Origin of the sequence: Bradyrhizobium erythrophlei (assembly GCF_900129505.1) — a bacterium.
Taxonomy (GTDB): domain Bacteria; phylum Pseudomonadota; class Alphaproteobacteria; order Rhizobiales; family Xanthobacteraceae; genus Bradyrhizobium; species Bradyrhizobium erythrophlei_D.
Map to the genome: position 1 here is coordinate 6,086,184 of NZ_LT670818.1, position 17,378 is coordinate 6,103,561.

Consider the following 17,378-nt stretch of genomic DNA (forward strand, 5'->3'; position numbering starts at 1 on the left):
TTTCTCTGTTCAATTCTGGTTTTGCGCGGATTGATCCGCGCGCTGGCGCTGGATGCGGCGGATGGTCTGGTCGAGCGCCGACAGGAAGGCCGAGCGGTCGCGCGGCGAGTAGGATTTGGGACCGCCGGTGACTTCGCCGGAGGAGCGTAGATCGGTCATGAGATTGCGGACCGCAAGGGTCATCCCGATCGATTGTTCCGTGAACGGCTTGCCGTTCGGGGCGATCACCTCGGCGCCGGATTTCACACAGCGGCTCGCCAAGGGGATATCGGAAGTGATGACGATATCGCCCTTGCCGGCGCGTTCGGCGATCCAGTCGTCGGCGGCATCCATCCCGGAACCGGCGGCGACGCGCTCGATCAGCGGATCCTGCGGCACCCGGATGAAGTTGCCCGCGACCACGCTGACGGGTAGCCCATGGCGCGCGGCGACGCGGTAGATCTCGTCTTTGACCGGGCAGGCGTCGGCGTCGACATAGATGCGGATGGCGTTCAAATTCATATCATCGGTTGAGATCGGGACCGGGGCACGGGAGGTGCGTTCCCCGAATGCGCGTGGTACCCCAACGGAAGCCGAATTGCGAGCAAAACACCTGACGGAACATGCTTGCCACGGGTGTTGGTTCGCGTACCATTAAAGCCGCCAAAGGCGACAAAAATCAGGGAAAACCGGGGATATGACCAGCCGGCTCGAAACCTACCGCGTCGAGGCCTACAACACGGCAAAACTCTCCGAAAACAAGATGCATGACGACACTGTGGCCAAGCGCTTTGGCTTCAGCGGCGGGCTGGTGCCGGGCGTCGACGTCATGGCCTACATGATGCACCAGCCGGTCGCAAAATGGGGCCGAGCGTTCCTGGAGCGCGGCCTGATCGAGGCGCGGTTCGTCAAACCGGTCTATGACGGCGAGATCGCCGAAATCAGGGCTGAGAAAAGCGACGGCGTGCTCACCATCGAGGTCGAAAGCCGCGGCCAGCTCTGCGCCATCGGCACCGCGTCGCTTCCCGCATCGGTGCCGCCGGTCACGTTAACGGATTTCTCGGCAGTCGCCGCGGTCGCCGAGCGCAAGCCGGTCAGTGCTGCGTCCTATGAGCTCGGCCAATGGCTCGGCACGGTGCCGCGCATTTGGGCCGGCGAGGCCGCGCTGGAATATCTGGCCGACGTGCGCGAGCGCGATCCGATCTATTTGGCCGAAGGACTAGGCCACCCCGGCGTGATCCAGCGGGTCATGAACAAGGTGCTGGTCGACAACGCCATCCTCGGTCCCTGGATTCACGTCGGCAGCCGGATGCAGCTTCTGTCCGCCGGCAACGCCGGCGACGCGATCACGGCGCGGGCGAAAGTCACCGGCAATTACGAGAAGAAGGGCCACCGCTTCGTCGAACTCGACGCACTCGTCGTCGCCAACGGCACCACCCCGCTGGCGCATTGCCAGCACATCGCGATCTACCAGCCGCGCGAGCAGGCGGCGGCGTAGCTGCAGAGGCGGAGCGCAGTGCGCTTTGCCCACAGCTGTCATCCTCCGCGAAAGCGGAGGATCCAGTACGCCGCGGCTTCACGGCTCAATCACAACTGCCTCTGGAATACTGGATCGCCCGCCTTCGCGGGCGACGACAGTTGTGTGTGGTGGGCGACTCTATTTTTCGACGTCATGGCCGGGCTTGTCCCGGCCATCCGCGCCTTTACCCAAAAAAGAAAGACGTGGATGCTCGGCACAAGGTTGGGCATGACGGCATTGAATACGGCGGTGCGAACTCAGCCGCTCACGCCGCCTTCGTCTTCGCGTCCTCGATCGCGCGCCAGACGCGCTCCGGCGTCAGCGGCATGTCGATCTCTTTGATGCCGTATTCGGACAGCGCGTCGAGCACCGCGTTGACGATGCAGACGAGGCTGCCGGCGCAGCCGGCTTCGCCGCAGCCCTTGGTGCCCAGCGGATTGGATTTGGCGGGCGAGGGGTGATCGCCGGTTTCCATCAGCGGAATGTCGCCTGCGCGCGGCATCGCATAGTCCATGAACGAGCCGGTGATCGGCTGGCCGCTTGTGTCATAGCTGACTTCCTCCATCAGCGCCTGGCCGATGCCTTGCGCGACGCCGCCATGCAACTGGCCGGCGACGATCATCGGGTTGACGATGGTGCCGAAATCGCTGATGCCAGTGTAGCGCACGATCCGCGTCACGCCGGTCTCGGGATCGATCTCGACCTCGGCGACATGGCAGCCATTGGGGAAGGTCGACGGCGTGTCCTTGGTGGCGTGGTCGACGTCGAGCGATGACGGAACGCCTTCGGGCACCTTGCCCTCGCGTAGCCGCTGCGCCAGTTCCATGATGCCGATATTGCGGTCGGTGCCGGCGATGGTGAAACGGCCATTGGCGAATTCGATATCGCCCTCGGCCGCCTCCATCAGATGCGCCGCGGCCTTCTTGCCGTTTTCGATGACGAGCGCCGAGGATTCGACGATCGCCTGACCGGTCGCGGTGATCGAGCGCGAGCCGCCGGTGCCGTTGCCGAACCGCACGAGATCGCTGTCGCCCTGTTCGAGCGTGATCTTCTCGAAGGGCACGCCGAGCTCTGCGGAAAGCACCTGCGCGAACGGCGTGGCGTGGCCCTGGCCGTAGTCGAGCGTGCCCGTGGTCAATTTCACCGACCCATCCGGCTCGAAGGTGATCTTGCCGAGTTCGCCGCTCGGGGGTGCGGTGACCTCGAGATAGCAGCCGACCGCGATGCCGCGCAGCTTGCCGTTCCTCTTGCTCTCTTTCTTGCGTTTCGCAAAATTGGCGTGATCGGACATCTCCAGCGCCTTGCTGAAGACGCCCTGGAAATCGCCGCTGTCATAGGTGACGCCGGACGCGGCAGCGTACGGCAGTTGCGCCGGCTTGATGAAATTGCGCTTGCGCAAGGTCAGCGGGTTGATGCCCATCTCGTCGGCGGCGCGATCGATCAGCCGCTCCATGTAATAATTGGCTTCGGGACGGCCGGCGCCGCGATAGGCGCCCATCAGCGTGGTATTGGTCAGCACCGTCTTGATGTCGACGCTGAGCAGCGGCGTGCGGTAGACGCTGGCGAGGTTCTTGCCGGTGTTGAGCGACAGCGGGCCCGGCGACACGCCGGTGATGTAGGCGCCGAGATTGCCGTAGCCCTTGAGGCGCACGGCCAGGAATTTGCCCTCAGCATCGAGCGCGAGCTCGGCATGCATGGTCTGCGCACGGCCCTGGCTGTCGGACAGGAAACTGGTCGAGCGTTCATCGGTCCACTTCACCGGACGGCCCAGCGCCTTCGCGGCATGCGCAATGCAGGTGTATTCGGGGTAGTTCATGTTCTTCATGCCGAAGGAGCCGCCGACATTGGCGGTCAGGATTCGCACCTTGTCGTTCGGCACGTTCAGGATCTTCGCGAAGGTAACCTTGTTGCCGGAAACGCCCTGGGTCGGAACCTGCAGCGTGAAGCGCTCGCTGGTCTTGTCGTAGGACGCGAGCGCCACGCGCGGCTCCATCGACACCACGGCGACGCGGGTGTTGACGATATCGACTTTGGTGACGTGCGCGGCGCTGGCGAAGGCGGCGTCGATCTTGGCGGTGTCGCCATAGTGATAATCGAGCGCGACGTTGTTGGGGATGTGGTCGTAGAGTTGCGGCGCGCCGGGTTGAGCCGCTTCCTCGGCATTGGTGACGGCGGGGAGCGGCTCGATATCGAGTTCGACGGCTTCGGCCGCGTCGCGCGCCTGCGCTAGCGTTTCGGCGACCGCGAAGGCCACGGGATCGCCGACAAAGCGCACTTTGTCGGTCATCAGCGCCATGCGGTTGGTCTGGATCAGCGGCGAGCCGTCCCGGTTCTTGAGCGGCAGGCCGCAGGTGAAGGGGTTGTAGCCGGCATCGGCAAGGTCCTTGCCGGTCCAGACGCCGAGCACGCCGGGCATGGTCCTGGCCGTCGCGGTGTCGATGCCGCGGATGATGCCGTGGGCGTGGCTGGAACGCACGATCCAGGCATAGGCCTGTCCGGGAAGGTTGAAATCGTCGGTGTATTTGCCCTTGCCACGCACCAGGGTGTCGTCTTCCTTGCGCCGGACCGGCTGGCCGACCCCGTATTTTTGCAGTGCGATAGCGTTTTCCAGAGAGGAAGGTGACGTATGATCTTGCATTGAAATGTCCCTGAAATGCCCGTTTTCGCGCGATTTTGGCGGCTTGGCCTGAGATAACGCACCGATGTCCCGGCGACAACGCCTGATTGGGCATAGTCCTATGTGAGAGCTGTTGCGCAACCGCTTGGCGCTGCTAAAGTTTCCGTGAACGGAAATTCCTCGTCGGCCCCTTGCGGCCACGGAAAGACATTTTGAATGAATGATGACACGCGGCTCCACGACGGCCCTGCGCCGCGTGGAGAAGTCGGCCGGGGGCCGCCGCGTAGCGGCGACGATCACGTGCCCGGCGGCGGCCTGCCCGGCGCGGTCCTTTCGCCGGCCGCGGCAAGCGGCGTCTATGCTGCGCTCGACCTCGGCACCAATAATTGCCGGCTCTTGATCGCCTGTCCGTCCGGCGACAGCTTCCGCGTGGTCGATTCCTTCTCCCGGATCATCCGGCTCGGGGAGGGGATCTCGACGACCGGCAGCATCAGCGATGCCGCGATCGACCGCGCCATCGCGGCGCTGAGCATCTGCCGCGACAAGATCCAGTCCAAGAAGGCAAAACGGCTGCGGCTGATCGCGACCGAAGCCTGCCGCGCCGCCTCCAACGCCGACAATTTTCGCGACCGGGTTGCGGCCGAAACCGGCATCGAGCTCGAGGTGATCGACCGCGAGACCGAAGCAGCCCTTGCCGTGATCGGCTGCTCGCCGCTGCTCGACCCGAAGGGGCGGGGCGCCATCCTGTTCGACATCGGCGGCGGCTCGACCGAACTGGTCCGGATCGAGCGTGATCCCGACGAGCCGGACGCCTTGCCGCGTATCAAGGCGTGGATGTCGATCCCGCTCGGCGTCGTCACGCTGGCCGAACATTTCGGCGGCAAGGACGTCACCGGGCAATCCTATGCGCGGATGGTCGAGGAGGTCGCCCAGCACGTTACGCCGTTCGCGGCCGAGCACGGCGCTGACCTCACCGACATGCACCTGCTCGGCACCTCCGGCACGGTGACAACGCTGGCCGGCGTGCATCTCAATCTGGTGCGCTACGATCGCCGCCGGATCGACGGGGTCTGGCTGAGCGATGCCGACATCACCGAGGTGATCGCGCGCCTGCTCGCCATGAGCTACCAGGAGCGCGCCGGCAACAATTGCATCAGCATCGAGCGCGCCGACCTGGTGCTGGCGGGCTGCGCCATCCTCGATGCCATCCGCAACGCCTTTCCGCTGCCTCGGTTGCGTGTCGCCGACCGCGGCCTGCGCGAGGGCATGCTGGTGGAGATGATGCGCGAGGACGGCGCGATCGGCGGATGCCGGTAGGCGCGGCGATTGCCGATGTGTTAGGAGATCGTCTCTTTAGTTAAATCGGTGCATCCCCGAATTCGGTCACCTCGCCCCGCGCAAGAGCGGGGAGAGGGAGCAGTGATCGACCGCTGCTACACCTGAACCTGGTCTCAAGAGCAAGCAAACCGATATGGCGAAAGATACCACGGGGCGGCTGCACGTCACGGTCAAGACCGGCGGCAAGCGCAAGCTGTCCTCGAAACTGTGGCTGGAGCGCCAGCTCAACGATCCCTATGTGGCGCAGGCCAAACGCGAGGGATATCGCTCGCGCGCGGCCTACAAGCTGATCGAGATCGACGACAAGTACCATTTCCTCAAACCAGGCCTCACCGTGGTCGATCTCGGCGCGGCACCCGGCGGCTGGAGCCAGATCGCCGCCAAACGCATCGGCGCGGTCAACGGCAAGGGCAGGGTCATCGCGATCGATCTTCTGGAGATGCCGGAAATACCCGGCGTGAGCTTCGCGCAGCTCGATTTTCTTAGCGACGACGCGCCGGCAAAGTTGCTGGCGATGATCGGCGGCCGCGCCGATGCAGTGCTGTCCGACATGGCGCCCAACACCACCGGCCACCGCAAGACCGACCAGTTGCGCATCCTGGGCCTGGTGGAAGGTGCCGCTGCGTTTGCCGCCGAGGTGCTCAATCCCGGCGGCACGTTTGTCGCGAAAGTGTTCCAGAGCGGCGCCGATGCCGAACTGGTGACGCAGCTCAAGCGCGATTTCGCCAGCGTGCGCCATGTCAAACCGGCCTCGAGCCGGCAGGATTCCTCCGAACGCTACGTGCTGGCGACGGGATTTCGCGGCGACGGCAGCACGGCTCAGCGCGGCGCCTCCGCCTGATTGTTCTGAACGGCCGACTGCATCCGCGCCAGCCGTGCCAGGATGTCCGGATTGGACTGCGGGTGGGTGAGAATCAGGAAATCATCCTGTTCGATTCCCGCGATCACCCTGTCCGCCAGCTCCGTCGCCGGCATCGGCGCGACCATCCGAGCGACGAAGGCCGCCCTGAGCCGCTCGAGAACCTGAGGTGGGGTTTTCGACTCCGCCCGCAACTCGGCCGGACGGTTTCGCTCCGACTCGAGAATTCGGGTCTGCACCACGCCGGGGCACACCACCGAAACCTTGATCGGAGAGTTCGCGGCCGCGAGTTCCCCCGCAAGGCTTTCGGACAGCGCCACCACCGCATGTTTCGAGGCGACGTAAGGCGCGAGGAACGGCGGCGAGGTCAACCCTGCCAGCGAAGCGACGTTGACGACGTGGCCTTGGCCGCGCGCCACCATCGCCGGCAGGAACGCCTGAAGCGTGTGGACCGCGCCGAACAGGTTGACGCCGAACGTCCAGGTCCAGTCCTTGGGATCGCTCAACCAGATCGGACCGAGCGATCCGCCAACCCCGGCGTTGCTGACCAGCAGGTCGACATGCCGAAATCGATCGACGGCGGCCGCCGCCAGGCGCTGCACCGAGGAGGGATCCGTCACGTCGGTGGCGTGAGCCGCCACGCTATGGCCCGCCTGCGACAGCCGCTGTTGGGCGGCTTCCAGCGCGCCGATCTCGACATCCGCCAGCATGACGCTCAGACCGCGCTGGCACAGCGCCTGGGCGAGCGCGAAACCGATGCCGCTCGCGCCGCCCGTCACGACCGCGACCTGTCCATGAGCGAGTTTCATCGTAACTCCCTTGAATCTGATTGCGCCATGGTGCCGTTCGGGCCGCCGGCTCGATCGCACCGGGACAAAAAAGGCCCCGGGGCACACGTCGAATACCTTTTCTTAACGCCTGCCGGGCGATCGTTCAAGATTTACTTCTGTACAAAATTAGACTGATGTAAAAAAATGAAGCCGCCCAAACGAACCGACCGCTCCCGCTATCTGATCCTGGACGCCGCCGAGACCGCGTTCCGGGAAGCCTCTTTCGCCGACATCTCGGTGGACGAGATCGCGCAGCGCGCGGGGCTGACGCGCCAGACCGTCTACAACCTGTTCGCGTCGAAGGAAGAGATTGTCGGGCAGCTGATTTTCCGCGCCGAGGCCCGCCACGATGCAGGCTTGCGTTCCCGCATCGCGGCGGGCGAGGACGCCCTCGCGATTCTGGAGGATGCCCTGCTCGGAAGCGCGCGCTGGTGCCTGGCAAATCCGACCATCGCGCGGCTTGCCCTGACCGGACCGGCGGCAAGAGCCTCGGCTGCGCCGCCGGCAGGCCGGGCCTCGTTTCAACTGCTGGTTCGGGATCTCCTGGCGCTGGGGCAGGGGCAGCACCTGATCCGGAAGGACGAGGATCCCAACATCATGGCGCTCGTCCTGCTCGGGACCTACGCCCAGGCGATCCTGCATGCGTTGCCGGACGGCATCTTTCACGAGAAGAAGCTGAAATATTTGCTGCGCCTGCTGGTCGAGGGGATCGGTGAAAAGTCGTCGAGGCGCAAATCCCGTCGCAAACCCGCGAAGAAGGTCAAAACGGCGAAGAAGGCCCGATCGAAGAAAACGTCCTGATCGAGAGGCAACGAAACAATTGCCGTCGCACGAAACCATTTTCCGCATCCGACGAAGGTTTCCGGAAACAGACGGCTGTTACCGGTAAATGGTGGACCGACCGGGTCCTGCCGATGTGGGATAGCCCGCGGCTTCTGTTTGCAACGTTGGACGCCAAGTGCTGCCATGAAGGCAAAATCAAAATCAAGAATCGACGGATATGTCGGCGCTCGAATCCGCCAGAGCCGGGTCGCGCTCAATCTCAACCAGGAACAGCTTGCCAAAGCCCTGGGCATCTCGTTTCAGCAGATTCAAAACTATGAAAAGGGCGCCAACGGCGTCAGCGCGGTGCGCCTGTTCGACATCTGCAAAATCCTGAACGTCTCATTGGCTTCGATGTTTCCGCAGGATCGTTCGGAGAGTTCGCCGCGTGCCTTGACTCACTTCCCCGCGGATAATCGGACGAACGCGGCCTGACGAACACATGGATCGCCGACGGCGCCGGTTACCCCAGCCGCTGGTCCCGCGCGTCCTGCGTACCTTCGCTGGCGGCCTTGACCGCGGCCTTGGCCGCGCCCTTGCGGCTTGAAATCTCGACCGCCTTGCGGCCGGAGATTTCGTGCCCGGCGTCATCGGGCATCTGCCAGAAGAACCAGGCCGACATCGCCGAGATGATGGAGACGACCAGGAACGCCGGCGCGAAAACCGAGGCGTCCAGCTCCTGCACGTGGCGCACCAGCATGGTTGATTCCACCGAGAAGGCGCCGACCGCGACGCCGGCGGAGATCGCCAGCTGCTGGTTGACGCTGACGAGCGTGGTGGCGCGGCTCATCTGGCCCGGCTCGACCTCGGCATAAGCGACGGTGTTGATCGCGGTGAACTGCAGCGAGCGGAAGAAACCGCCGACCACCAGGATGATCATGATCAGCAGCAGCGGCGTCGTCACCGTGAACAGCGCGCAAGCCGCGAGGAAGACCGAACTGACGACGGCGTTGATGGTCATCATGTTGCGGAAGCCGAAGGTCCGGATGATGCGGGAGGCCAGCGTCTTCATGCCCATGGCGCCGACCGCGGAGGCAAATGTCACCAGCCCGGACCGGAACGGCGATAGCCCGAACCCGACCTGCATCAACAGCGGCAACAGGAACGGCAGCGCGCCGATGCCGAGGCGGAACATAAAGCCGCCGATGATGCTGGCGCGCATCGTCGCCAGCCGCAGCAGCGAAAAATCCAGCACCGGCGAAGCGGTTCGCCTGGCGTGGATGACATAGAGCGTCATCGAGATGATGCCGATCGCGATCAGCGCGACCACGATGGTCCACGGCAATAGATTGAGACCGGCGACCGAAAGCCCGAAGGCGATCCCGCCGAGCCCGATGCCGGCCAGCACCAGCCCGTAGAGGTCGAAGCGCTCGGGATCGTCGCTGCGGATCGGGTCGATGTAGCGCATCGCCATGAAGATGCCGAGCAGGCCGATCGGAATGTTGATCAGGAAGATCCAGTGCCAGGAGAAATAGGTGGTGATGAAGCCGCCGAGCGGCGGGCCGATCACGGGCCCGACCAGCGCCGGCACCGTGACCCAGGCCATCGCATTGACCAGCGCGCTCTTGTCGATCGAGCGCAGCAGCACCAGCCGCCCCACGGGCGTCATCATCGCGCCGCCCATGCCTTGCACGATGCGCGCGATCACGAAATCGGTGACGGAGGAGGACAGCGCGCAGCCGATCGAGCCCACCATGAACACCGCGATCGCGATACTGAACACCATCCGCGCGCCGAAGCGGTCGGCGGTCCAGCCGCTCGCCGGAATGAATACCGCCAGCGACAGCAGATAGGAGGTGATGGCGAGCTTCAGCGTCAGCGGGTTGGTGCCGATATCGACGGCGATCGCCGGCAGCGAGGTCGCAATGACCGTCGAATCCATGTTCTCCATGAACAGGGCGGTAGCCACGATGAGCGGGATCAGGCGTTGTTTGTTCATGAATTTTCGGAAAGGAAGGGATGCGGCGGGAGCAGGGGCTGTAGCACCCTGTTGTTCCGCAGGCTATTGCGGAACCGGGCAAACCACCTAAATCCTCCGTGACATCAAACCTCTGGTGATCCCCGCGAAAACGGCCCTCGCCGGATTATCCGCGCAGAAACCGGATTCGATCCGCTAGCCCCCTTTGATTCGTCATGGGGCCATGCTATCGACCGGCGCCAACCCTACCGATGGGCGATTCGACGGCGATGCCAAAAGCGTCGCGGCAGGATCTTTTCATCCCTCGGGTTCCAGCGCGGCGATTGGGCCGCTGAACGGAGTTGGCAATGGCGGTTGTAACGGGACTTCAGGGTATTCGCGAAGCCTATACGTTCGACGACGTGCTTCTGAAGCCCGGGCTTTCGGACATCCTTCCTTCGGAAGCCGATATTCGCTCCCACGTCACCCGCTCGATCCCCCTCAATATCCCGATCATCGCCTCGGCGATGGATACCGTCACCGAAGCGCGGATGGCGATCGCCATGGCGCAGGCCGGCGGCGTCGGCGTCATCCATCGCAACTTCGACGTCGAGGGCCAGGCCGCGCAGGTTCGGCAGGTCAAGAAGTTCGAATCGGGAATGGTGGTCAATCCCCTGACCATCGGCCCCGATGCGATGCTGTCGGACGCGCTGGCGCTGATGAACGATCACGGTTTCTCCGGCATTCCGGTGGTGACCGGCGCCGGCAAGGGCATACCTGGCAAGCTGGTCGGGATTCTCACCAACCGCGACGTGCGTTTTGCCACCGACCCCCGGCAAAAAATCTCTGAACTGATGACCCACGAGAATCTCGTGACGGTGCGCGAGGGCGTCAGCCAGGACGAAGCCAAGCGGATGCTGCACCAGCACCGCATCGAGAAGCTGCTGGTGGTCGACGAGCAGTACCGCTGCGTCGGCCTGATCACCGTCAAGGACATGGAGAAGGCGGTCGCCCATCCGCTGGCCTGCAAGGATGCGCAGGGCCGCCTGCGCGTCGCGGCCGCGACCACGGTCGGCGAGGGCGGCTTCGAACGCACCGAGCATTTGATCGACGCCGGTGTCGATCTGATCGTGGTGGACACCGCGCATGGCCACTCCTCCCGGGTGCTGGAAGCGGTCAACCGCATCAAGCGGCTTTCTAACGCCGTGCAGGTGATCGCCGGCAACATCGCGACCCAGGAAGGCGCGCAGGCGCTGATCGATGCCGGCGCGGATGCGGTCAAGGTCGGCATCGGCCCGGGCTCGATCTGCACCACCCGCATCGTCGCCGGCGTCGGCGTGCCGCAATTGACCGCGATCATGGATGCGGTGGAAGCCGCGAAGAAAGCCAATGTGCCCGTGATCGCCGATGGCGGCATCAAATATTCCGGCGATCTCGCCAAGGCGCTTGCCGCCGGCGCCGACATCGCCATGGTAGGTTCGCTGCTCGCCGGCACCGACGAGACGCCGGGCGAAGTGTTTTTGTGGCAGGGCCGTTCCTACAAGGCCTATCGCGGCATGGGTTCGGTCGGCGCGATGGCGCGCGGCTCGGCCGACCGCTATTTCCAGCAGGACATCAAGGATACGCTCAAGCTCGTGCCGGAGGGCATCGAGGGCCAGGTGCCCTACAAGGGCCCGGTCGGCAACGTCATGCATCAGCTCGCCGGCGGCCTGCGCGCGGCGATGGGATATGTCGGTGCAAGAAATCTCGCCGAGTTTCATGAGAAGGCGCAGTTCGTGCGCATTACCGGCGCGGGCCTGCGCGAAAGCCACGTCCACGACGTCACCATCACCCGGGAAAGCCCGAATTACCCGGGCGGGGTGTAAACCCGACTGGCCTGAATTGCCCCCACAAGCCGGGAGAAACGGGGTACTGTCCGGGGATCGCTGAGCGGTCCCGGCAATCCCTGCGGTTGCCCCTTTGGGAACTCCGGGAATCCCTCAACAACGTTGAAAAGAGAAGTTGGTTTTTATGGTCGATTGGTCGGACGACAGGATTGCCGCGCTTTCAGATGCGGATTTGAAGAACCTTCTTGTCAATGCGGAGCGGAAATCCGCCGCCGCCGTCGTCGCGCTGTGCAAGGCCGAGATGGAAAAACGCGATGCCGCAAAGCCGCGCAAGACCGCGAAACCGCGCACCGAACTGAAGGAATTCGAGCACGATATGTCCGGACAGCTTGCCGCCGTCGGCAAGGAGATGGCGGCGAAATACGATCTGTCGGAAGAAACAGCGAAGGCGAAATCGGAAGGCGTCAAGGGATTTCGCTCGCACAAGCTTCTGGACGCCAAGGGCTACGCCAAACTCGGCGGCCATCAGCGCGACGGCACGGTCGCGGTCGATCGCTATATCTCCTACCGGCGCGGCAACGACATCGTCTCGCTCGGTGTCTGGCTGTTGAAGGACACGCCGCTCGAGGATCATGAATTCCATGTCGGTGCACCGCCCGCGATGATCGAAGGCGGCAAGCCCTTTGCCGAAGTCCGCCCCGGCATCTCGGAAAAGGATGCGCAGGAGACGCGGCACCTTCGCGCCTTCAAGGACCTGCCCGCTGCTGCCGCCGCATTCGACGCAGCGTTGGCGAAAATCACGGCTTGAGATTTGCGCGCAGGAATCTAAAGCCGTCATTGCGAGCGAAGCGAAGCAATCCATCTTTGCTACAACAAGAATGGATTGCTTCGTCGCTTCGCTCCTCGCAATGACGAAATCAAAAACAATCGGAGGAAACCATGTCTCAGCCTGCAAAACGCGTCGTTCTCGTCTCTCGCCCCGTGGGTGAGCCCAAGGCCACCGACTTCCGCATCGAGGAATATGCGCCGCCGGTGCCGGGAGAGGGCCAGGTGCTGCTGCGCACCATCTGGCTGTCGCTTGACCCCTATATGCGCGGGCGCATGAGCGACGGTCCGTCCTACGCGGCGCCGGTGCCGATCGGCGGGGTGATGGAGGGTGGCACCGTCAGCGAGGTGATCGCCTCGAACAATCCCGATTTTGCCAAGGGCGACGTCGTGCTGTCGCGCGCCGGCTGGCAGACCCATGCGCTCTCCGACGGCAAGGGGCTGGCGAAAATCGATCCGAAGCTCGCGCCCATATCGACCGTGGTCGGCGTGCTCGGCATGCCCGGCATGACCGCCTATACCGGCCTGCTCGACATCGGCAAGCCGCAGGCCGGCGAGACCGTGGTGGTCGCCGCGGCGTCCGGCGCGGTCGGCTCGGCGGTCGGGCAGATCGCGAAAATCAAGGGTGCGCGGGCGGTAGGCATCGCCGGCGGCAAGGACAAATGCGATTACGTCAAAAAGGAACTCGGCTTCGACGAGTGCCTCGATCACCGCGATCCCAATCTGGCGGCAAAATTGAAGGAAGCCTGCCCGAAGGGCATCGACGTCTATTTCGAGAATGTCGGCGGTGCGGTGTTCGAGGCGGTGTTCCCGCTGCTCAACGCCTTCGCTCGCGTTCCCGTGTGCGGCCTGATCGCGCATTACAACGACACCGAGGCAACGGCGCCGAAATGGGCGTCGGCGATGATGCGCAATGTGCTGACCAAACGCCTGACCATCCGCGGCTTCATCGTCAGCGATTTCGCCGCGCGTTATGGCGACTTCCTGCGCGATATGTCGGGGTGGGTGCGCGAGGGCAAGGTCAAGCACAAGGAGTTCGTCACCGAAGGGCTCGACAGCGCGCCCGCCGCGTTCATGGGGCTGTTGAAGGGCGCCAATTTCGGCAAGCAGCTGGTGCGGGTCGGACCGGACAGGACATAAGTCAGCGAGAACCGGCGTCCGCTGGATACCCAAGCGGATGCCGGAACCCGCAATCGTTAGAATTCGACGCATCGCCTTGCGGGTGAGCTAACCAGTCTGCTTTACGTGACCGCAAGACTTGCCGCGTAGCAAGAAGGCAGAGGGATTAGCGCTCTCCTTGCGGGCTTGTAAAAATGCGTATCATTGCAGCACTCGTTCTGTTCGCCGCCAGCGCCTCGTCGGCATCGGCGCAACAAAGTCCGGCACCGGCGCCGGCGCCCGCCGCACCACAGATATCGTTTTCGATGGACCATGGACGCGCCGCCGACGCCGCGGCCGCGACGGCCGCCGCCAACGCCAAGGCGGCTGCAATCGCCGCCGGTGTCCAGCCCAGCCCGAGCCAACCCGCCAGCTTCAGCGTCAATGGCGACAACGTCATTGATGCCGCGCCGCCGCTGACGGCAGAGCAGCAAAAGGCCGATGAGGATGGGCGCGCCGCCTGGCAGGCGCGCTGCCGTCCGGCCGTCGTCGTGGACCGCGACGGGATGCGGCGGACGAAATATGCCGAGCCCGATTGCGACCTCTCCCGCTTCAATACGGCCGGGCAATAGGCGAGCAGTTTCCGTAGCCGCCACGCTGCCACCAAACAGGCCTTGTCCCTAGCTCGAAGCCGCCAGCAGGGAATCCAGATCGACATCGACCTGGCCCGGCGCCCGCAGGTGACGCACCTCGAAGCTGTTGGGCTGGAAGCGGTATTCGACGAGGCCAACCTCCTTGATTCCGATCACTTCCTGCCGCTTGTCCGAGATGACAAAACCGGCCGAAGGCGCCCAGATCTGCCTGACGCGGGACCAGGTAAAATCCCGGCGCTGGTGAACATGGCCGCTGGCGACCAGCCGCAGGTCGACCGATCCCAGCATCTCCACCAGGCGGCTTCGCGCCGGCATCGGCACGTAGCGGATCGCGGAAGCCGCGAGTTCGGGATCGCCGGGTGCATTCACGAACAGCGGTTTGTGCAGGAACAGCGCCACTGGTCTGCCGTTCGTGCCCGCAAGTTGCGCGGCCAGCCAGTCGAATTGTTCGGCCTCGCTCGGAAGCCCCGTATTCATGACCAGCGAATTGAGGCCGATGAAGCACCAGCCGGCCGCCTCGAAGCGCCAGCGGTCCTCGCCGAAGGCCGCCATGAACGTCTGCCGCCTTTGCTCGGTGGCAAGCTGCGGCGGCACCGGACCAAGCGACGTCGGGTTGTCGCCGATGTCGTGATTGCCCGGCAGACAGCGGCAGGGCACCGGCAGCGCCGCATGCAGCGATCTGGCAAATTCGAGATCGTCGGGGCTGGTTGGGGCGTCGAAGGCGAGATCGCCGCTGTTGATGACGAGATCGGGCCTCCTCGCGTCGATATGCTCGCTCAGGCGATGAAAATTGCCGGTCAGATCAGGCAGGCGGCGTGCCAAATGGGTGTCGGAGATTTGGGTGAGGCGAAATTCGGACATGCGATCCCTCCAGCCGGATCATCCCTTTACCTCTGAAACGTGACCCAAAAATCACAGCCGTTCCGAAACCGGTCTGGTCCGAACCCCGGGGTGCGTGACCGGGTCCGGACGCCATTGATTTGATGGAGCAATTTCAGGGTGTGCCGATGTTTGAGTTCATTATTTTATGCGTATTCGCATTGGTCGTCGGTTACTGGGCGACCCTCTGGCTGATGGGCCGCCGCGACGACGTGCTGCACGGGCATTTCGTCCAGACTGACGCGGGGGTGGAACCCCGGCCGGAACAATCGTCGGCAGGGGCAGCCGGCCGCGCCGACACGCTGCAAGCGCTTCTCACTTCCATCAAGCAGGACTTGAAGAACGCCGCCCGCTTATGAGCAGCGCCTGCTCTTTTGCGGCAGAGACGGCGCCGCTGGCGCAAACCGAACGCCCATGTCGCAATACGGGCCAGCAGATTCTTAACAGCTAATTTATAGGTGTTTCCTAGCATCGTTTCACCGGTGCGCCGCGATTTTGCTGCGCCGCCCGAATCCGCGATCAAGGATGCCGCGATATGAAGTCTAGGATCACGATCTCACGCGCAATCTTCGCATTCGGTATTCTTACGATCGCCGGTCTCGTTGCCGTCATCCTGGCCAGCAACTACGCGCTATCGCAACTCAAGGTCGGCGGCCCGCTTTACGAAAAGATCAAACTCGGAAACGACCTTGTCGCCGACATTCTTCCTCCGCCCGAATACGTGATTGAAGCCTATCTGGAAGTGACGCTCGCGCTTCAGGATCCATCGTCCCTGGCGGCGCGCCGCGACCGGTTGGCGCAATTGAAGAAGGATTATGACGAACGTCGCGACTATTGGTCGAAGTCGGACCTCGATCCTGCGCTCAAGACCAAGCTTGTTGAAAAATCCCACGCTGAAGTTCAGCGCTTCTGGAATCTGACCGAACAATCATTCCTGCCTGCATTGGCCAGGTCCGATACCGCCGCGGTGGCGAAATCATATGCTGACATCACAGCGGCCTACACGGCGCATCGAGCCGTGATCGACGAAATCGTCAAACAAACAAATGATGACAATTCTGCTGCCGAAGCCGAAGCCACCAGCCGGGTCAAATGGTTCACGGCCATCCTCTGGAGCATTTCCGCGTTGGTGTTTCTCGTCATCGGCGCTGGAATTGTCGGTTTCGCGAAAGGCGTCATTCAGCCGATCGTAGGGATGACCGACGTGATGCAGCGTCTCGCCGGTGGCGAACTGGAGAGCGAAATTCCCTCCCGGGGCCGCGGCGACGAGGTCGGGGCCATGGCTGGCGCCGTACAGATTTTCAAGGAAAATGCCTTGCGCGTTCGGGCCATGGAGGCCGCGGAAGCGGTTTCCGCGAAGCAGGCCGAGCAGGATCGAAAAGCCACGATGCAGCGAGTGGCCGACGGCTTCGAGAAGGCGATTGGGCGGATCATCCGGACCGTCACATCCGCCTCCTCCGATATCGAAGCGGCAGCCGGGAGCCTGACCAGGACGGCGGAAACGACGCAGGGGTTGTCGGCGACGGTTGCGGCGGCATCGGAAGAGTCGTCGTCGAATGTGCAGTCGGCGGCCGCAGCATCGGAGGAAATGGCCTCTTCCGTCGGCGAAATCAGCCGGCAAGTTCAACAATCCCGCGGAATCGCGCAGGCCGCCGTGGAGCAGGCCGAGCGAACCAATGTCCGGATATCCGAGCTCTCCCAGTCGGCGAACCGCATCGGCGAAGTCATCAAGATGATAACGGCGGTTGCCGAGCAGACCAATCTGCTGGCTCTCAACGCCACCATCGAGGCCGCCCGGGCGGGTGATGCCGGCCGCGGGTTCGCCGTCGTGGCATCCGAGGTCAAGGCGCTGTCGGCGCAAACCGCGAAGGCCACCGAAGAGATCGCTGCCCAGGTCACCCAAATGCAGTCCGCTACCGAACATTCGGTATCCGCGATAAAGGAGATCGGGAGCACCATCGCTCAAATCTCCGAAATTTCGACCGCGATCGCGGCCGCCGTCGAAGAGCAGGGGGCGGCGACACAGGAAATTGCCCGCAACGTGCAGCAGGCCGCGCGGGGCGCGACCCAGGTGGCCGGAAGCATCGTGGACGTCAATCGTGGCGCAGCAGATACGGGTTCGGCGGCCGAACGGGTTCATGGCCTCGCCGTGTCACTGCTCTCGGAAAGCAATCATCTCAACACCGAGGTTGAAAGCTTCCTGCACACGGTTCGTGCCGCCTGACGCAAAGGGCAC

At 63.7% G+C, this 17,378-nt stretch carries 16 protein-coding genes; 11 read left to right on the forward strand and 5 right to left on the reverse strand.

The genetic code is table 11. The annotated features are described in order from the left end of the window. Positions 1 to 9: 9 nt before the first annotated feature. Positions 10 to 501: a YaiI/YqxD family protein gene (locus B5525_RS28150; protein WP_079568925.1), complete on the reverse strand. Its 492-nt coding sequence runs from the start codon at positions 499 to 501 to the stop codon at positions 10 to 12. Between the two features lie 175 nt (positions 502 to 676). Between B5525_RS28150 and B5525_RS28155 the strand changes: the two genes are divergently transcribed. Beyond that, positions 677 to 1,477 carry a hypothetical protein gene (locus tag B5525_RS28155; protein WP_079568926.1) on the forward strand — a complete coding sequence of 267 codons (801 nt, stop codon included), beginning with the start codon at positions 677 to 679 and terminating at the stop codon, positions 1,475 to 1,477. Between the two features lie 286 nt (positions 1,478 to 1,763). Here B5525_RS28155 and B5525_RS28160 read toward each other — a convergent pair whose 3' ends face one another. Continuing rightward, a complete protein-coding gene (locus B5525_RS28160; protein ID WP_079568927.1) occupies positions 1,764 to 4,136 on the reverse strand; it encodes a xanthine dehydrogenase family protein molybdopterin-binding subunit in 2,373 nt (790 codons plus the stop codon). Positions 4,137 to 4,331: 195 nt separating this feature from the next. On the opposite strand from B5525_RS28160, the gene B5525_RS28165 reads away from it, so the two are divergent. After that, entirely contained in the window at positions 4,332 to 5,432 is a 1,101-nt protein-coding gene (locus B5525_RS28165) for a Ppx/GppA phosphatase family protein (RefSeq protein WP_079568928.1), read from the forward strand. A gap of 154 nt (positions 5,433 to 5,586) precedes the next feature. Beyond that, positions 5,587 to 6,294 (forward strand): RlmE family RNA methyltransferase, encoded by a 708-nt coding sequence (locus B5525_RS28170; protein ID WP_079568929.1) that lies wholly within the window; start codon positions 5,587 to 5,589, stop codon positions 6,292 to 6,294. On the opposite strand, the gene B5525_RS28175 is transcribed toward B5525_RS28170, so the two are convergent. Beyond that, a complete protein-coding gene (locus B5525_RS28175) occupies positions 6,273 to 7,121 on the reverse strand; it encodes an SDR family NAD(P)-dependent oxidoreductase (RefSeq protein ID WP_079568930.1) in 849 nt (282 codons plus the stop codon). The genes B5525_RS28170 and B5525_RS28175 overlap by 22 nt on opposite strands. Positions 7,122 to 7,286: 165 nt before the next feature. On the opposite strand from B5525_RS28175, the gene B5525_RS28180 reads away from it, so the two are divergent. Together B5525_RS28180 and B5525_RS28185 are read left to right on the forward strand one after the other, a co-directional pair. After that, complete coding sequence (locus tag B5525_RS28180) at positions 7,287 to 7,943, forward strand: TetR/AcrR family transcriptional regulator (RefSeq protein ID WP_079568931.1); 657 nt, start codon at positions 7,287 to 7,289, stop codon at positions 7,941 to 7,943. Between the two features lie 165 nt (positions 7,944 to 8,108). Continuing rightward, positions 8,109 to 8,399, forward strand: a complete 291-nt coding sequence (locus B5525_RS28185; RefSeq protein ID WP_079568932.1) for a helix-turn-helix domain-containing protein — start codon at positions 8,109 to 8,111, stop codon at positions 8,397 to 8,399. 28 nt (positions 8,400 to 8,427) lie between these two features. On the opposite strand, the gene B5525_RS28190 is transcribed toward B5525_RS28185, so the two are convergent. After that, on the reverse strand, positions 8,428 to 9,903 hold the full coding sequence (locus B5525_RS28190) for an MFS transporter (protein WP_079568933.1): 1,476 nt from the start codon (positions 9,901 to 9,903) through the stop codon (positions 8,428 to 8,430). A 326-nt stretch (positions 9,904 to 10,229) separates the two neighbouring features. On the opposite strand from B5525_RS28190, the gene guaB reads away from it, so the two are divergent. From guaB to B5525_RS28210, 4 genes are all read left to right on the forward strand, one after another. Then, on the forward strand, positions 10,230 to 11,726 hold the full coding sequence (guaB, locus tag B5525_RS28195) for an IMP dehydrogenase (protein ID WP_079568934.1): 1,497 nt from the start codon (positions 10,230 to 10,232) through the stop codon (positions 11,724 to 11,726). A gap of 145 nt (positions 11,727 to 11,871) precedes the next feature. Beyond that, a complete protein-coding gene (locus B5525_RS28200) occupies positions 11,872 to 12,495 on the forward strand; it encodes a hypothetical protein (RefSeq protein ID WP_079568935.1) in 624 nt (207 codons plus the stop codon). Positions 12,496 to 12,626: 131 nt separating this feature from the next. Further along, complete coding sequence (locus B5525_RS28205; RefSeq protein WP_079568936.1) at positions 12,627 to 13,652, forward strand: NADP-dependent oxidoreductase; 1,026 nt, start codon at positions 12,627 to 12,629, stop codon at positions 13,650 to 13,652. A gap of 173 nt (positions 13,653 to 13,825) precedes the next feature. After that, positions 13,826 to 14,242 (forward strand): hypothetical protein, encoded by a 417-nt coding sequence (locus tag B5525_RS28210; protein WP_079568937.1) that lies wholly within the window; start codon positions 13,826 to 13,828, stop codon positions 14,240 to 14,242. A gap of 48 nt (positions 14,243 to 14,290) precedes the next feature. On the opposite strand, the gene B5525_RS28215 is transcribed toward B5525_RS28210, so the two are convergent. Beyond that, positions 14,291 to 15,124, reverse strand: coding sequence for a metallophosphoesterase family protein (locus B5525_RS28215; RefSeq protein ID WP_079568938.1), 834 nt, complete (start codon positions 15,122 to 15,124; stop codon positions 14,291 to 14,293). A 122-nt stretch (positions 15,125 to 15,246) separates the two neighbouring features. On the opposite strand from B5525_RS28215, the gene B5525_RS28220 reads away from it, so the two are divergent. Next, on the forward strand, positions 15,247 to 15,501 hold the full coding sequence (locus tag B5525_RS28220) for a hypothetical protein (protein WP_244567611.1): 255 nt from the start codon (positions 15,247 to 15,249) through the stop codon (positions 15,499 to 15,501). A gap of 176 nt (positions 15,502 to 15,677) precedes the next feature. After that, entirely contained in the window at positions 15,678 to 17,366 is a 1,689-nt protein-coding gene (locus tag B5525_RS28225; protein WP_079568939.1) for a methyl-accepting chemotaxis protein, read from the forward strand. Positions 17,367 to 17,378 lie beyond the last annotated feature (12 nt).

Excerpts from the sequence above, each read along its gene's own strand:
- B5525_RS28220 (WP_244567611.1), top strand. The coding sequence starts at position 15,247 with ATGGAGCAATTTCAGGGTGTGCCGATGTTTGAGTTCATTATTTTATGC.
- B5525_RS28185 (WP_079568932.1), top strand. The coding sequence starts at position 8,109 with ATGAAGGCAAAATCAAAATCAAGAATCGACGGATATGTCGGCGCTCGA.
- B5525_RS28170 (WP_079568929.1), top strand. The coding sequence starts at position 5,587 with ATGGCGAAAGATACCACGGGGCGGCTGCACGTCACGGTCAAGACCGGC.
- B5525_RS28215 (WP_079568938.1), bottom strand. The coding sequence starts at position 15,124 with ATGTCCGAATTTCGCCTCACCCAAATCTCCGACACCCATTTGGCACGC.
- B5525_RS28180 (WP_079568931.1), top strand. The coding sequence starts at position 7,287 with ATGAAGCCGCCCAAACGAACCGACCGCTCCCGCTATCTGATCCTGGAC.
- B5525_RS28190 (WP_079568933.1), bottom strand. The coding sequence starts at position 9,903 with ATGAACAAACAACGCCTGATCCCGCTCATCGTGGCTACCGCCCTGTTC.
- B5525_RS28160 (WP_079568927.1), bottom strand. The coding sequence starts at position 4,136 with ATGCAAGATCATACGTCACCTTCCTCTCTGGAAAACGCTATCGCACTG.
- guaB (WP_079568934.1), top strand. The coding sequence starts at position 10,230 with ATGGCGGTTGTAACGGGACTTCAGGGTATTCGCGAAGCCTATACGTTC.
- B5525_RS28205 (WP_079568936.1), top strand. The coding sequence starts at position 12,627 with ATGTCTCAGCCTGCAAAACGCGTCGTTCTCGTCTCTCGCCCCGTGGGT.
- B5525_RS28200 (WP_079568935.1), top strand. The coding sequence starts at position 11,872 with ATGGTCGATTGGTCGGACGACAGGATTGCCGCGCTTTCAGATGCGGAT.
- B5525_RS28150 (WP_079568925.1), bottom strand. The coding sequence starts at position 501 with ATGAATTTGAACGCCATCCGCATCTATGTCGACGCCGACGCCTGCCCG.
- B5525_RS28165 (WP_079568928.1), top strand. The coding sequence starts at position 4,332 with ATGAATGATGACACGCGGCTCCACGACGGCCCTGCGCCGCGTGGAGAA.
- B5525_RS28210 (WP_079568937.1), top strand. The coding sequence starts at position 13,826 with ATGCGTATCATTGCAGCACTCGTTCTGTTCGCCGCCAGCGCCTCGTCG.
- B5525_RS28155 (WP_079568926.1), top strand. The coding sequence starts at position 677 with ATGACCAGCCGGCTCGAAACCTACCGCGTCGAGGCCTACAACACGGCA.
- B5525_RS28175 (WP_079568930.1), bottom strand. The coding sequence starts at position 7,121 with ATGAAACTCGCTCATGGACAGGTCGCGGTCGTGACGGGCGGCGCGAGC.
- B5525_RS28225 (WP_079568939.1), top strand. The coding sequence starts at position 15,678 with ATGAAGTCTAGGATCACGATCTCACGCGCAATCTTCGCATTCGGTATT.